This is a genomic window from Bradyrhizobium manausense (genome assembly GCF_018130615.1).
Lineage (GTDB): Bacteria > Pseudomonadota > Alphaproteobacteria > Rhizobiales > Xanthobacteraceae > Bradyrhizobium > Bradyrhizobium manausense_A.
This window is the reverse complement of record NZ_JAFCKB010000012.1, coordinates 174,738-189,067: the sequence shown is the minus strand read 5'-3', so window position 1 is coordinate 189,067 and position 14,330 is coordinate 174,738. Positions and strand designations below refer to the sequence as shown.

General features: G+C 63.4%; 12 protein-coding genes. 10 read left to right on the top strand and 2 right to left on the bottom strand.

Going from position 1 to position 14,330, the window contains the following annotated elements:
* Positions 1 to 2: 2 nt before the first annotated feature.
* From JQ587_RS22810 to JQ587_RS22785, 6 genes are all read left to right on the top strand, one after another.
* On the top strand, positions 3 to 887 hold the full coding sequence (locus tag JQ587_RS22810; protein WP_433995258.1) for a carbohydrate ABC transporter permease: 885 nt from the start codon (positions 3 to 5) through the stop codon (positions 885 to 887).
* Between the two features lie 6 nt (positions 888 to 893).
* Positions 894 to 1,979 carry an ABC transporter ATP-binding protein gene (locus JQ587_RS22805; RefSeq protein ID WP_212426775.1) on the top strand — a complete coding sequence of 362 codons (1,086 nt, stop codon included), beginning with the start codon at positions 894 to 896 and terminating at the stop codon, positions 1,977 to 1,979.
* 26 nt (positions 1,980 to 2,005) lie between these two features.
* Positions 2,006 to 2,767, top strand: coding sequence for a sugar phosphate isomerase/epimerase family protein (locus tag JQ587_RS22800; protein WP_212426774.1), 762 nt, complete (start codon positions 2,006 to 2,008; stop codon positions 2,765 to 2,767).
* A gap of 13 nt (positions 2,768 to 2,780) precedes the next feature.
* Positions 2,781 to 3,941 (top strand): Gfo/Idh/MocA family protein, encoded by a 1,161-nt coding sequence (locus JQ587_RS22795; protein WP_212426773.1) that lies wholly within the window; start codon positions 2,781 to 2,783, stop codon positions 3,939 to 3,941.
* Positions 3,942 to 4,056: 115 nt separating this feature from the next.
* Positions 4,057 to 5,112 carry a sugar phosphate isomerase/epimerase family protein gene (locus tag JQ587_RS22790; RefSeq protein ID WP_212426772.1) on the top strand — a complete coding sequence of 352 codons (1,056 nt, stop codon included), beginning with the start codon at positions 4,057 to 4,059 and terminating at the stop codon, positions 5,110 to 5,112.
* A gap of 14 nt (positions 5,113 to 5,126) precedes the next feature.
* Positions 5,127 to 6,299: a Gfo/Idh/MocA family protein gene (locus JQ587_RS22785; protein WP_212426771.1), complete on the top strand. Its 1,173-nt coding sequence runs from the start codon at positions 5,127 to 5,129 to the stop codon at positions 6,297 to 6,299.
* A gap of 94 nt (positions 6,300 to 6,393) precedes the next feature.
* Here the strand turns inward: JQ587_RS22785 and rhaI are convergent, their stop codons facing one another.
* Together rhaI and JQ587_RS22775 are read right to left on the bottom strand one after the other, a co-directional pair.
* The gene (rhaI, locus tag JQ587_RS22780) at positions 6,394 to 7,692 is read right to left on the bottom strand and encodes an L-rhamnose catabolism isomerase (RefSeq protein WP_212426770.1); all 1,299 of its coding nucleotides are present in this window, start codon (positions 7,690 to 7,692) and stop codon (positions 6,394 to 6,396) included.
* A complete protein-coding gene (locus JQ587_RS22775; protein WP_212426769.1) occupies positions 7,689 to 9,785 on the bottom strand; it encodes a bifunctional rhamnulose-1-phosphate aldolase/short-chain dehydrogenase in 2,097 nt (698 codons plus the stop codon). Before JQ587_RS22775 ends, rhaI begins: the two co-directional genes overlap by 4 nt.
* A gap of 186 nt (positions 9,786 to 9,971) precedes the next feature.
* On the opposite strand from JQ587_RS22775, the gene JQ587_RS22770 reads away from it, so the two are divergent.
* Genes JQ587_RS22770 through JQ587_RS22755 form a run of 4 tightly spaced genes read left to right on the top strand, consistent with a single transcriptional unit; the run spans position 9,972 to position 14,300 of the window.
* Positions 9,972 to 10,784 (top strand): DeoR/GlpR family DNA-binding transcription regulator, encoded by an 813-nt coding sequence (locus JQ587_RS22770; RefSeq protein WP_212426768.1) that lies wholly within the window; start codon positions 9,972 to 9,974, stop codon positions 10,782 to 10,784.
* A 2-nt stretch (positions 10,785 to 10,786) separates the two neighbouring features.
* The gene (locus JQ587_RS22765) at positions 10,787 to 12,328 is read left to right on the top strand and encodes a sugar ABC transporter ATP-binding protein (protein ID WP_212426767.1); all 1,542 of its coding nucleotides are present in this window, start codon (positions 10,787 to 10,789) and stop codon (positions 12,326 to 12,328) included.
* Entirely contained in the window at positions 12,325 to 13,311 is a 987-nt protein-coding gene (locus JQ587_RS22760) for an ABC transporter permease (RefSeq protein WP_212300659.1), read from the top strand. Before JQ587_RS22765 ends, JQ587_RS22760 begins: the two co-directional genes overlap by 4 nt.
* On the top strand, positions 13,308 to 14,300 hold the full coding sequence (locus tag JQ587_RS22755) for an ABC transporter permease (protein WP_212300658.1): 993 nt from the start codon (positions 13,308 to 13,310) through the stop codon (positions 14,298 to 14,300). The genes JQ587_RS22760 and JQ587_RS22755 overlap by 4 nt, the downstream gene beginning before the upstream one ends.
* Positions 14,301 to 14,330: the final 30 nt, after the last annotated feature.

Sequence of the window (14,330 nt, the reverse complement as noted above, 5' to 3'; positions counted from 1 at the left end):
CAGTGGCGCAGACTTTGCCCGCTGCACGGCGGTCGAAGCGCATGACCCCGGCGCGCTGGGGCCTCTATGCCTTCATCTTCATTACCGCGCTCTACTTCCTGCTGCCGCTCTACGTGATGGTCGTCACTTCGCTGAAGCCGATGGCAGAGATCCGGCAAGGCAATCTGTTGGCCTTGCCGATAGCGCCCAGCATCGACGCGTGGGTCAAGGCCTGGACGTCGGCCTGCACCGGACTGACGTGCCAGGGCATCAAGGTTGGTTTTCTCAACTCGCTGCGTATCCTGGTGCCGTCGGTCGCGATCTCCATCCTGGTCGGATCGCTCACCGGCTACGCGCTGTCACTATGGCGTGTGCGCGGCGCCAACATCCTGTTCGGCGCGATGATGGTCGTCGCGTTCATTCCATATCAGGTGTTCATCTACCCCTTGGTTCGCGTGTTCTCCTTCACCGGGCTCGGGCAGTCGCTCTTCACCATTGTGATCATCCACACGATTTTCGGCCTTCCAACGATGACGCTGCTATTCCGCAACTATTTCGCATCGCTTCCGGTGGAGTTGTTCAAGGCCGCCCGCGTCGACGGCGCCGGCTTCTACCAGATCTATGCCCGGATCATGATGCCGATGGCCACTCCCATGATCGTGGTCGCGGTGATCTTGCAGACGACCGGCATCTGGAACGATTTTATCCTTGGGCTGGTCTTCGCCGGCCGCGACAATCTGCCGATGACGGTGCAGCTCAATAACATCGTCAATTCGACGCAAGGTGAGCGCGCCTACAATGTGGACATGGCGGCAACGCTGCTGACTGCGCTATTGCCGCTCGCCGTTTATTTCGGATCCGGCCGCTGGTTCGTGCGCGGCATCGCCGCCGGCGCGGTGAAAGGCTGACCCAGCATGCAGAAATCGAACGTCGATATCAGGAGCCTCCAGATCGGCTTTGGCGGCCTGAAGGTCTTGGAGAATCTCGATCTCCATGTCGGCGCGTCCGAGTTCCTCGTGCTACTCGGGCCCTCCGGCTGCGGAAAGTCGACCTTGCTCAACGCGATCGCCGGGTTGATCGAGGTCAAGGGTGGCGAAATCCACATCGGCGGCCGTGATGTCACCTGGGCAGAACCGAAGGATCGCGGCATCGCGATGGTATTCCAGAGCTACGCGCTCTATCCGCGCATGAGCGTGCGCCGGAACATGTCGTTCGGGCTGAAGGTTGCGCGCACACCGCAGAGCGAGATCGAGCGCCGGGTCGCTGAGGCCGCGCAGATGCTGCGGCTCACCAATCTCCTCGAACGCCGCCCCAGCGAGCTCTCGGGCGGCCAGCGCCAGCGCGTCGCGATCGGACGGGCGCTCGTGCGTCATGCCGGCGTGTATTTGTTCGACGAGCCGCTCTCCAATCTGGACGCCCAGCTGCGCGCCGAGCTCAGGGTCGAGATCAAGCGGCTGCACGCACGGCTCGGCGCCACGATGATCTACGTGACGCACGATCAGATCGAGGCGCTGACGCTCGCGGACCGGATCGCCGTGATGCAGGGTGGCGTGATCCAGCAGCTCGATACGCCGAAGAAGATCTATCGCGAGCCCGTCAACCGCTTCGTCGCTTCTTTCGTCGGCTCACCCGCAATGAACTTCATTCCCGGCAAGCTCGCGCGCGGCAGCGAGGTCGCATTCATCGCCGGTGTAAACCAGCTGAGCCTGACCGGTTACGCCTTCCGCAGCCAGCCGACCGAGGCGCCGGCCGTTCTCGGCATACGGCCCGAGCATATCGAGTTGACTGCGTCCAACGATCCGTCGTCTGTGTCCGCGCGTGTCGAGATGGTCGAGCCGATGGGCGCCGACACGTTGATCTGGTGCCGCCTTGCTGATGGCACCGCCTTCTCCCTCCGCCATGACGCCGACACGCAAGTGCGTGTGGGAGACACGTTGACCGTCCGCTTCCCCGCCGACGCCATGTCGCTGTTCGACGAGACGAGCGGGCAGCGCCTTTAGATCTTTCACCCAGCAGAAAGCGAGACATGACCAAGCCGATCGACCGATTCTCCATTCAGCTCTATTCTGCCCGCTCCATCACCCCGCTCGAGGCGCAGTTCGCGCTGCTGTCCGGCCTCGGCTACACCATGGTCGAGCCCTGGGGTGCGCTGTTCAACGATCCCGAGACGTTGAAGAGGCTCCTCAATGTCCACGGGATGACCGCGCCGAGTGCCCATGTCGGGCTCGACCGACTGCGCGAGGATGCGGTCGGCACGGCGAGGATGTGCAAGGGACTCGGCATTGAGACCATCTTCGCACCGGCCCCCCCCTTGGGCGAGCGCGAGGGCGGAGAAAAGGAATGGCGCAGCATCGGGCGCGAGCTTGCCGAAATCGGAAAGGCGGTGACGAGCGAGGGAGTCAAATTCGGCTGGCACAACCATCATTGGGAATATGGCCGCAGCGCGAGCGGCAAGACTTATCTCGAATGCCTGTTCGAGGAGGCCCCCGACCTCGTCTGGGAGGCCGATCTCGCCTGGATCGTGCGGGGTGGCGGCGATCCGGTCGCCGAAATCAAGAAGCATGCGCAGCGCCTGGTCGCCTGCCACATCAAGGATCTCGCGCCATCGGGGCAGTGCGCCGACGAGGACGGCTGGGCCGATCCCGGGTACGGCATCATGGACTGGCCGGCGCTGCGCGCGGCGATGAGGGAGGCCGGGGTTTCCCTGTTTGTCGCTGAACACGACAAGCCGAACGACGTTGCTCGTTTCGCCCGCAGGGCGCGCGAGACCGTGTCGTCGTGGGCGTGACGGGGAGCGGATCATGAGCAAGCTGGGAGTCGGCATCGTCGGATGCGGCAACATCTCGACGATCTACATGCACAACATGCCGAGATTTCGCGATCTCAAGCTGATCGCCTGCGCCGACCTGCGCCCTGAGGCCGCGCAAGCCCAAGCGGCGCAGTTCGGCATCGAGGCTTTGTCGATCGAAGCGCTACTTGCGCGCCCCGATATCCAGATCGTCGTCAATCTCACCACGCCGAATGCGCATTACGGCGTCAGCCACGCGGCGTTTAACGCCGGCAAGCACGTGTTTGGCGAAAAGCCGATCACGGTGGAGGCCGACGACGCTGCGATCTTGGTCGCGGAGGCAGCGCGTCGCGATCTGAAGATCGGCTGCGCGCCGGATACTTTTCTCGGCGGCGGCGCACGGCTGGCGCGCGAGTTGGTGGATACGGGACGGATCGGCAAAGTGCTTTACGGCACCTGCTTTCTGATGTCGCATGGCATGGAGCACTGGCATCCCGATCCAACCTTCTTCTTCAAGCCCGGCGGCGGGCCGATCCTCGATATGGGGCCCTATTATCTCGCGGCGCTCATCAACCTGTTGGGTCCCGTCGCGCTGGTGCAGGGGCGCGCGAGCGCCGGCTTCGCCTCGCGACTCGTCACCTCGAAGGGGCCGATGAACGGCAAGACGATCGCGGTTGAAACCCCGACGACGGTGATGTCGCTGCTGCATTTCGAGTCAGGCGCCGACATCATCTTCGCGATGAGCTGGGACGTCTGGAAGCACGGACATCCGCCGATTGAGCTTTACGGCACTGAAGGCTCACTGCGCGTACCGGACCCCAACTTTTTCGGCGGCGCGGTGCAATACACCGAGAAGGGTGGCGACTGGATCTCGGTTACGGCTGACGACCGGCCGTTCGGCAAGCCCAACTGGCGTTCGCCGAATTGGGCAGATCACATGCCGAACCAGGCCAACTATCGTTGCCTGGGCGTCGCCGAACTCGCAAGTGCGGTGCTGCACGGCACGCCACACCGCTCCTCCGGCGCGCTGGCGAGCCACGCTCTGGAGGTGAAGCACGCGATCCTCAAGGCGAGCGTCGAGGGCGGAGAGATCGCAGTACACTCGCGTGTCGAGCGACCGGCGCCGCTGTCCGACCTCGATGCGATGGCGCTGTGGGCCGGGGAAACGTTCTGAAGCAGGACAATCCCCAGATGTGTTCACCTGGAACCGGCGAAGGCGGCGCGGTTTGGTGAATATCGAGCTCAGCGGACGCATGCTGCTAGAGCCTGCAGGTACAAGGAAGCATTCGATGAAGATGATCAAGGGACCGGCGATATTCCTGGCTCAGTTCGCGGCCGACGCGCCGCCATTCAACTCCTTCGACTCGATCTGCGGATGGGCCGCCTCGCTCGGCTACGAGGGGGTTCAGATCCCGACCTGGGATGCGCGGCTCTTCGACCTCAAGAAGGCCTCGGAGTCGCAGGACTATGCCGATGAGGTGAAGGGAATCGCGGCGCACCACGGGCTTGCGATCAGCGAGCTCTCGACCCATCTCCAAGGCCAGCTCGTTGCCGTTCACCCCGCCTATGATGCCGCATTCGACGGCTTTGCCGTGCCGGAGGTGCGTGGCAACGCCAAGGCCCGCACAGAGTGGGCCGTCGACCAGGTCAAGCGTGCGATCTTTGCCTCCAGGCGCCTCGGACTCACGGCACAAGCGACTTTCTCCGGCGCGCTAGCCTGGCCCTACATCTATCCTTGGCCGCAGCGCCCGGTCGGCCTCGTCGAGGCCGCCTTCGACGAGCTCGCTAAGCGTTGGCGGCCGATCCTCGACTACGCGGACGAGCATGGCGTTGATCTCGCCTATGAGATCCACCCGGGCGAGGATTTGCACGACGGCGTCTCCTACGAGATGTTCCTGGAGCGGGTAAATAACCACAGGCGCGCCAATCTGCTCTACGACCCCTCGCACTTCGTGCTGCAGCAGCTCGACTACCTCGACTACATCGACATCTATCGCGAACGTATCAAGGCCTTCCACGTCAAGGATGCGGAATTCAATCCGACGGGCCGCCAGGGTGTCTATGGCGGGTTTCAAAGCTGGGTCGACCGTGCTGGCCGCTTCCGCTCGCTCGGCGATGGCCAAGTCGATTTCGGCGCAATCTTCTCGAAGCTCACGCAATACGACTACGACAGCTGGGCAGTGCTCGAATGGGAATGCGCGCTGAAACATCCCGAGCAAGGTGCGCGCGAGGGTGCCGAGTTCATCAAAAGCCATATCATACGGGTCACCGAGAAAGCCTTCGACGATTTCGCAGGCTCCGGCACCGACGACGCAGCGAACCGCAAGATGCTGGGCATTTCCTGAGCGAGAGGACCAATATGCCTATTGAAGCAAGCAACGAAGCTGGCGGCCATCGTCGTATCCGGCTCGGCATGGTCGGCGGCGGTCAGGGGGCCTTTATCGGCGCCATCCATCGCATTGCCGCTCGCATCGACGACCAGTTCGAGCTGGTCGCGGGTGCGCTCGCGTCAGATCCGGTTCGAGCCAAGGCCTCCGCAAAGGAGCTCGGCATCGCCGACGACCGTGCCTATGGCTCCTTCGAGGAGATGGCGAGGGCTGAGGCTGCGCGAGCGGACGGCATCGAAGCGGTCTCGATCGTAACCCCCAACCACATGCATGGCCCGGTCGCGAAGGCCTTCCTTGAAGCCGGGATCAACGTCATCTGCGACAAGCCGCTCACGACGACCGTCGCCGAGGCCGAGGAGCTGGTCGCGCTGGTCCGGAAGACAGGCAGGGTATTTGTGGTGACGCACAATTACACGGGCTATCCCATGATCCGGCAGGCCCGCGCCATGATCGCGAACGGCGATCTCGGCGAGATCCGTCTGGTCCAGGCCGAGTATCTGCAGGATTGGTTGACGGAGCGATTGGAGGCCAGCGGCCAGAAGCAGGCGGCGTGGCGCACGGACCCCACGCGTTCCGGCGCCGGCGGCTGCATCGGCGACATCGGAACTCATGCCTACAATCTCGCTTGCTTCGTCACCGGCCTCGAGCTCGACGAACTGCTGGCCCAGCTGTCGACCTTCGTCGAGGGACGGCGCCTCGACGACGACGTTCAAATTCTCCTGAAGTGGAAGGGCGGCGCCAAGGGCATGCTGTGGGCGAGTCAGGTCGCCGTCGGCAATGAAAACGGCCTCACGCTGCGCATCTATGGCAGCAAAGCCGGTCTCGAATGGGCGCAGGAGAATCCAAACCAGCTCTGGTTTACGCCTTACGGCCGGCCCAAGCAGCTCCTGACCCGCGGCGGGGCCGGTGCCTTGGGCGAGGCGAGCCGCGTCACCCGCATTCCCTCCGGTCACCCCGAGGGCTATCTCGAAGGTTTCGCTACGATCTATGCCGAGGCGGCGCGTGCCATCAGGGCCCCGCAGGCCCGCTCGACACTGGATCCGCCGATATATCCGACGGTCGAGGACGGCCTCGCCGGGATCAAGTTCATAGACGCCGCGGTGAGATCATCCGCAGCCAATGGAGCCTGGATCCGGCTCACCTAGCTAGCGCGGCGCGGATTCGTTTGAAACGCTCAAAGCGCAAAGGCCGGCACCTCGTGCGGCCAGCAACCATCCTGAAAACGAGGGGCCACTTACCCTAGACGATGCCTGCCGAAGTTCCGCCGGCGGCGGGACGTTCCATCGCCTTTCGTCCCCGATAGCCGGACGCGCGATAGGCCGCAATTGGCGCGATCGCCCCGCCGGCCCGCATGCGGGCGACGGCGAGGAGCGGCGAGACGTCGGTGGTGAAGGCACGTTTCAATTCGAGATGCGCACCGAGCGCGTCATTGGCCTCTTGCGCCGCTTCAAGCGCTGCGCGATCGACGATGAGCGCCTGCGCATAGGCGCGCTGCAACTCGATCGCCGATTGCATCAGACTCTCGATCGGATCGGTCACATTGTGCGACTGGTCGATCATGTAGGCGGGCGCGAAGCCTTCCGCCCTGCGACGCTCGGCGTCGATCAGCTCGTTGAAGACGAGAAACAGCCGGAACGGATCGACCGAGCCGCTGTCGAGATCGTCGTCGCCATATTTTGAATCGTTGAAATGGAAACCCGCGAGCTTGTTGAAGCGGACGAGCCGGGCAACGATCTGCTCGATATTCACGTTCGGCGCATGATGGCCGAGATCGACGAGGCAATAGGCCTTGGGCCCGAGCTCCTGCGCGACAGCAAAGCTCGTCCCCCAATCCGAGATCACGGTCGAGTAGAACGCCGGCTCATAAAGCTTGTGCTCGAGGAACACCCGCCAGTCGGCGGGCAGCGCCGCGACGATCTCGCGCATCGCGTCGACATAGCGGTCGAGCGCTTTGGTCAGATTCGATTGGCCGGCGAAATTCGAGCCGTCGGCGATCCAGACGGTCAGTGCCTTCGAGCCGAGCTTGCGGCCGATCTCGATACATTCGACGTTATGGGCGATGGCTTGCACGCGCACACGCGCATCGGTATGTGACAGCGAGCCGAACTTGTACGAAAGCTCCTGCCCCGGCTGATCCTGGAACGTGTTGGAGTTGACCGCATCGAAGGCAAGGCCGTGCGTCGCGGCCTGTTCGCGCAAGGCGCCATAGTCGTCGACCTTGTCCCACGGGATGTGCGGCGAGACCGTCGGGGTTGCCCGCGCCAATTGTTGAATCACGGCGCAATCATCGATCTTTTCGAAGACATTGCGCGGCTCACCCGGCCCCGGAAAGCGGGCAAATCGCGTGCCTCCCGTGCCGACTCCCCAGGTCGGAATGGCAACACCGAAGGCCATCACCTTCTGCACCAGGACCTCTGCGTCGATCCCGTGTCGCGTCAGCGCGCGCTTCAGGGCGTCGAAGTCTTCAGTGGTCGCGCCTTCGAGCCGCGCGTTCTGCTCGGCGACGAAATCCGCGCTAATCGAAAACGGCGTGCTCATCGTGTGAAAGCCTGGGCGTTGCCGGCATCGACGTTGAGGATGTTGCCGGTCGACTTGGCCGAAAGGTCGGACGCGAAGAAGTAGACACCCTCGGCGATATCCTCCGGGAATACCGACAGCTTGAGCATCGAACGCTGGCGGTAGACTTCCTCGAGCTGGTCCTCCGCGACCTTATTGGACGCCGCACGCTGCTGGCGCCACTCGCCCTCCCAGATCTTGGAGCCGCGCAACACCGCGTCCGGATTGACCGTGTTGACGCGGATGCCATGCACTGCTCCTTCCAGCGCCAGGCAGCGAGCCAGATGGATTTCCGACGCCTTGGCGGCGCAATAGGCCGAAGCGCCAGCCGAAGCAGCGAGGCCGTTCTTCGAAGCAACGAAGATGATGGCGCCGCCGATGTTCTGGCGTTGCATCAGCCGAAATGCCTCGCGCGAGACGAGGAAATAGCCGGTGGCGAGAATGTCCATATTCTTTTGCCACAGTCCGAGACTCGTGTCCTCGACAGGCGAAGCCGAGGCAATCCCGGCATTCGAGACGACGATATCTATGCCGCCGAACGCGCGCGCGGCTTCTTCAAACGAGGCGATCACCGCCGCCTCGTCGGTCACATCAAGCTTGACACCGATGGCCGCGTCACGGCCATGGCGTTTGGCGATCGCCGCGACGCCCTCGTTCAATGCCTTCTCGTCGATATCCGCAATGACGAGGCAAGCGCCTTCACCGAGCAGCCGCTGCGCGGTCGCCCCGCCAATGCCGCCTGCGCCGCCGGTCACATAGGCGATCCGACCGGCGAGCGATTTCGGCTTGGGCATGCGCTGGAGCTTGGCCTCTTCCAGCAGCCAATATTCGATATTGAAAGCTTCCTCCTCGGCAAGGCCGACATAGGCGCTGACGCCCGAGGCGCCCCGCATGACGTTGATCGCGTTGACGTAGAACTCGGCCGCGACGCGGGCCGTCGCCTTGTCCTTGGCAAACGTGAACATGCCGATTCCCGGTGCGAGATACACGACCGCGTTGGGATCGCGCATGGCCGGCGAATTCGGATGCTTGCAGCGCTCGTAATAGGCGGCGTAATCGCGCCGGTAAGCGGCGAGCACGTCATCGAGGCCGACGATCACCTCATCGAGATTGTCGCGCGCGGGATCGTAGGGCAGCAGCAGCGGCCGGATCTTGGTGCGAAGAAAGTGATCCGGACAGGAGGTGCCAAGCGGCGCCAGCTTCGTCAGCGCCTGGGAGTTGACGAACTCCAGCACCTCCGGGGCATCGGTGAAATGGCCGATCTTGCGCTCATCCGCAGAGATCTTGCCGCGGATCAGCGGCATCAGCCGGGCCGCGATCGCACGGCGCTTTTCCGGCAAGGCCGTCTGGACCTTGGCGCCGCCGAAGGCCGGATTCTGTTCATGCGCGGCAAGCCAATCGGCCGCCTGCTGAATCACGCGCAAAGTCATCTCGTAACAGGCTTTCGACGTCTCGGCCCAGGTGAAGAGCCCATGGCCGCCGAGGACCACGCCGACATAGTCAGGATGGCGCGCGGCCATCTCGCCGAGCTTCAGGCCGAGATCGAAGCCGGGCCGCTGCCACGGCAGGAATCCGAGCTTACCGCCAAATACCTCTCGGGTCAGACGCTCAGCGTCTTCTGAGGCGGCAATGGCGATGACCGCATCGGCATGGACGTGATCGACGTGCTGGTGCGGTACGAAGGCATGCAAAGGCGTATCAATCGACGTCGCGCGCGGATTGAGATCGAAGGTACAGTGATTGAACAAGGCGACCATCTCATCCTCGTGAGCGAGGCCGCGATAGAGCCCTTTCAGGCTCTCGAGCCTGTCGAGGTACAGCGTCGAAAAGCCGTCGCGCTTCATCGAGCCAATGTCACCGCCAGAGCCTTTGACCCAGAGCACGCGCACGTTCTCGCGCGTCAGCGGATCCTTCATCTCGATCTTGGCCGAGGTGTTGCCGCCGCCGAAATTGGTGATGCGTAGATCGGCTCCGAGCAGGTTCGAGCGATACAGCAACTGGCCTGCTTCATCGAGCCCGGCAGCGAACGCGTCGTCCCATAGATTTGGCAGGGGCGTGGCCGCGACCTCGCTCATTAGGCGTTCTCCCTGTGTGCTTGATCTCCGGGCAGATTAGGCCACAGATTCAATCAAGGTCAATCACTGACGATCAACACTGCGACGCGATATGATTGATGCAGCGCGATATTGAGCGAATTTGACGGTTTACAGTTGACCACGGTTCGAGAGCGTGACCTATTTACGGGCAAAAGGGAGGACGGCGTGCACGAGCGGGAACGCTGGCAGGTCATCAAGACACTCTTGCGCGAGCGGTCGCTGGTACGCATCGCGGACGCCTGTCGTGCGACCGGCGTCTCCGAAGCCTCGATACGGCGCGATTTCGCCAGGCTCGCCGAGCAAGGTGTCGCGATCAGGGTGCACGGCGGACTCGAAGCCCTGCCGGAAACCACCAACGCACCGGGCGACATCCTTTCGCTTGCCACCCGCTCCTTCGACGTCAGCCAGACGCTCAATATCGACGCCAAGCGCGCCATCGCGAAAGCGGCAGTCGCCCTCTGCGCCGATGGCGAGACGATCATCATCAATGGCGGCACGACCACCTATCAGATGGGCGAGTATCTGCGCGAGCGCCGCCTGAAGGTGTTGACCAATTCCTATCTGCTCGCCGACGGGCTGATCCACACGTCGAAATGCCGCGTCGCCTTGCCGGGTGGCGAGGTCTATCGTGAGCAGGGCATGATCGTCTCCCCCTTTGAAGAGGATGCGATTCAGCACTATTCGGCGACGCGGATGTTCATGAGTGCGATCTCGATCGGACCGCTCGGCGTGATCGAGGGCGACCCCCTGCTCGCCCGCGCCGAATCAAAACTGCTGAAACGTGCCGACAAGCTGATCGTGCTCGCCGATTCCTCGAAATTCGTCTCGCGCGGCAGTCTGGTCGTCTGCCCGCTCTCGCGCATCGATACGCTGATCACCGATTCCGATGCGCCGAACGACGCACTCGACATGCTGCGCGAGCATGGTGTCCGCGTCGTTGTCGTAGATCCAGGCGCTCAAACCACTGCGGCGGCGTGACCATGACAACCGACCCGCACGGTGACGCTCCCGCGGTACCGCTTCTGGCGGTGCGCGCGATCGAGAAGTCTTTTCCGGGCGTGCGGGCGTTGTCCGGCGTCTCGTTCGATGCCGCCAGGGGCGAAGTTCACGCCTTGCTCGGCGAGAACGGGGCTGGCAAGTCGACGCTGATCAAGATCGTTTCCGGCGTGTTCCCGCCCGATCGGGGCGAGGTGCTCGTGAACGGCAAGCAGGTCGATCTCGCGCGACCGGACGATGCCAGGCGCGCCGGCATCGCCACGATCTATCAAGAGCTGCTGCTGTTTCCGGAGCTCACGGTCGCAGAGAACATCTTCATGGGGCATGCGCCCCGCGCTGGCCTCGGCCGGATCGATTGGCGGGCCATGCACGAGAAGACGAATGCGCTACTCGCTTCGCTCGAAATCCATGATCTGCAAGCCGACCGGGTCGTCGGCTCCCTCAGCGTCGGCAATCGCCAGCGCGTTGAAATCCTGCGCGCGCTGTCGCAGGATGCGCGCATTCTCATCATGGACGAGCCGACCGCGGCCCTGACCGAGTACGACGTGACGCGGCTGTTTGACATCGTCCGCAGGCTGAAAGCCCGCGGCGTCGCCGTGATCTATATCAGCCATCGGCTCGACGAGATCTTCGCGATCGCCGATCGTGTCACAGTGCTGCGCGATGGCACGCATGTCGCGACCAAGCGGGTCATCGACACGGACGCGGCCGAGCTCGTGCAATTGATGGTCGGCCGCAGGATCGAAAGCCTGTTCCCGAAGATGACGGTTCCGATCGGTCAGCCGGTGCTGGAAGTGAAGGACCTTGAACGTCGGCCCCTGACGAAAAACGTCTCGTTCACGGTGCGCGCCGGCGAGATCGTCGGCCTTTCCGGCCTCGTCGGCTCCGGTCGCAGCGAGCTCGCGCAAACTATTTTCGGCGTCACCCCGGCCGATAACGGCGAAATCCGGATCTCCGGACAACAAGTCAACATTCGCTCGCCGGCCCAGGCGCGGTCTTTGGGCATCGCTTATGTTCCCGAGGATCGCGGCACCCAGGGCTTGGTGCGGCCGATGACGGTGCGCGAGAACTTCAGCCTCGCCGCGCTCGGCAAGGTCGCATTCGGCGGCTTCATCGATCGCGGCGCCGAGCGCAAGCTGGCCGGCGACGGCATCAAGCGCTTTGCGGTCAAGACGAGTTCGCTCGAGCAGATCGTGGGCAAGCTCTCCGGCGGCAATCAACAGAAGATCGTGCTCGGCAAATGGCTGGCCAACGAGCCGAAGCTGTTGATCCTCGACGAGCCGACGCGCGGCATCGACGTCGGCGCCAAGGCGGAGATCCATCGGCTGATGGGCGAGCTTGCGGCCCAGGGGCTTGCCATCCTGATGATTTCAAGCGAGTTGCCGGAGGTGCTCGGCATGAGCGACCGCGTGCTCGTGATGCGCGAAGGCCGTATCGTTGCCGAATTCTCACGCGAAGAAGCAACCCAGCAGTCAATCGGCGCAGCGATGATGGGCAGTCATGAAAACGCGGAGAAAGCGGCATGACGGCGGTGACCTTGGCCAGTGCCGAAGTTAGTCCGCGGCGGTGGCTGAAGGCGCTTGCCTCGCAAGAGGCTTTGCTCGCGATCGCCGTGATCGGGCTCGCCATCGCGGTCGGCCTTTACAATCCGCGCTTTCTGGCGGCACGCAACCTTTCCGACGTGCTGCTCGGCAATGCCTATATCGCGGTCGCCGCAGTCGGCATGTCGATGGTGATCATCTCCGGCAACATCGATATTTCCGTCGGCGCGCTGATCGGCGTTCTGGCGACGATCAGCGGTACGCTGGCCGTGAACGGCGCGCCGATCGTGGTCGCCTGGCTGGCAGCGCTCGTTGCCGGCATCGCCGTGATGGCGTTGCAAGGCGCGATCATTGCCTATCTGCGCATTCCGGCGATCGTGGTGACGCTCGGCATGCTGTCGATCCTCAAAGGCGGCTTGATCAGCGTCACGGGGGGCAAATGGATCACCGACCTGCCCGACAGTTTCCACCTCGCGGATATCGAGCTCTTCGGCGAGCTGCCGTTTCCGGTTTTTCTCATGATCCTGGTGACGATCCTGGCGGCGCTGTGGATGCGCTATTCGGCCTCGGGCCGTGCGATCTACGCCGTCGGCGGCAACGCCGAAGCGGCGCGGCTCTGCGGGATCTCGCAGCCGCGCACGATCGTGATGGTCTTTGCGCTGCATGGCTTGTTCGCGGGGGCGGCCGCCCTGCTCTATGCGACGCAGCTGCGCGTCATCCAGTCGACCGTGCCGCCGAATCTCGAGCTGACGATCATCACCGCGTCGGTCGTCGGCGGCGTCAGCATCCTCGGCGGCGCCGGTACGGTGGTCGGCTCGACGCTCGCCGCCGTTCTGATCGCCGAGATCGCCAGCGCGCTGGTCTTCATTGACATCTCGCCCTACTGGATTCGCGCGGTCCAGGGCGTGCTCATCCTCGTGACCGTGATCGCCGACATTCTGCGGCGCCGGCGTATGGCCGGAGCATGAGCGCAATGAGCGAAATCCCTCTTCCCCACACCGCCAAACGTCTCGTGCCCTGGTGGCTGCTGCGCCACGAGACCATGCTTGCGGTGATCCTGCTCATTGCATTGATCGTGCTCGGAGGCTTGAACAGCCGCTTCCTCACGCTCGACAATCTGCTCAATCAAGGCAGGCTGACGACCGAGGTCGGGCTGATCGCACTGCCGATGACCTTCATCATCATCACCGGCGGTATCGATCTCTCGGTGGGCTCGATCGTCGGGCTTTGCGCGATCCTGCTCGGCTATTCCTGGAAGGTATTCGGCCTTCCCTTGCCGCTGGCCATCTGCTTCTCGCTGCTCGTGGGTGCAGCTGCGGGATTCCTCAATGGGATCGTCATCACCAGGGTGAAAGTCCCACCGCTGATCATGACGATCGCGACGCTCGCGCTCTATCGTGGGCTCGCCGAAGGGATCAGCCAAGCGCGTTCGGTGCGCGGCTATCCGGAATGGTTCTACTTCATCGGGCAGGAAAACCTCTTCGGCGTACCGGCGCAGCTCTGGCTCTTGCTGATCGCGATCGTGGTCACGGCAATCGTTCTAGACCGCACCACTTTCGGCCGAACACTCTATGCGATCGGCAACAACGAGACCGCCGCGCGCTTTTCCGGTTTGCCGGTCGATCGGGTCAAGCTGATCATCTACACGCTGTCGGGGCTTATGGCCGGCCTCTCGGCCTGTGTTCTTGTCTCGCGCGTGACCACCACCCGTTCGGACATGGGGATCGGCTACGAGCTCGACGTGATCGCGGCGGTGGTGCTCGGCGGCACCAGCATATTCGGGGGCGTCGGCACGATCTGGGGCACGGTGGTCGGCCTCGCGATGATCCAACTCCTGAAAAACGGGCTGGCCCTGACCGGTGTCAAGGGCGACGCGACGATCGTGGTCATCGGCACGGTGCTCATCCTTTCAACTCTTGTGGCGAGTTCGCTCCAGCGGCGACGCGAGGGCGTTTGATGGCGTATCTGGCCGCGAAAAAAGCGGCTT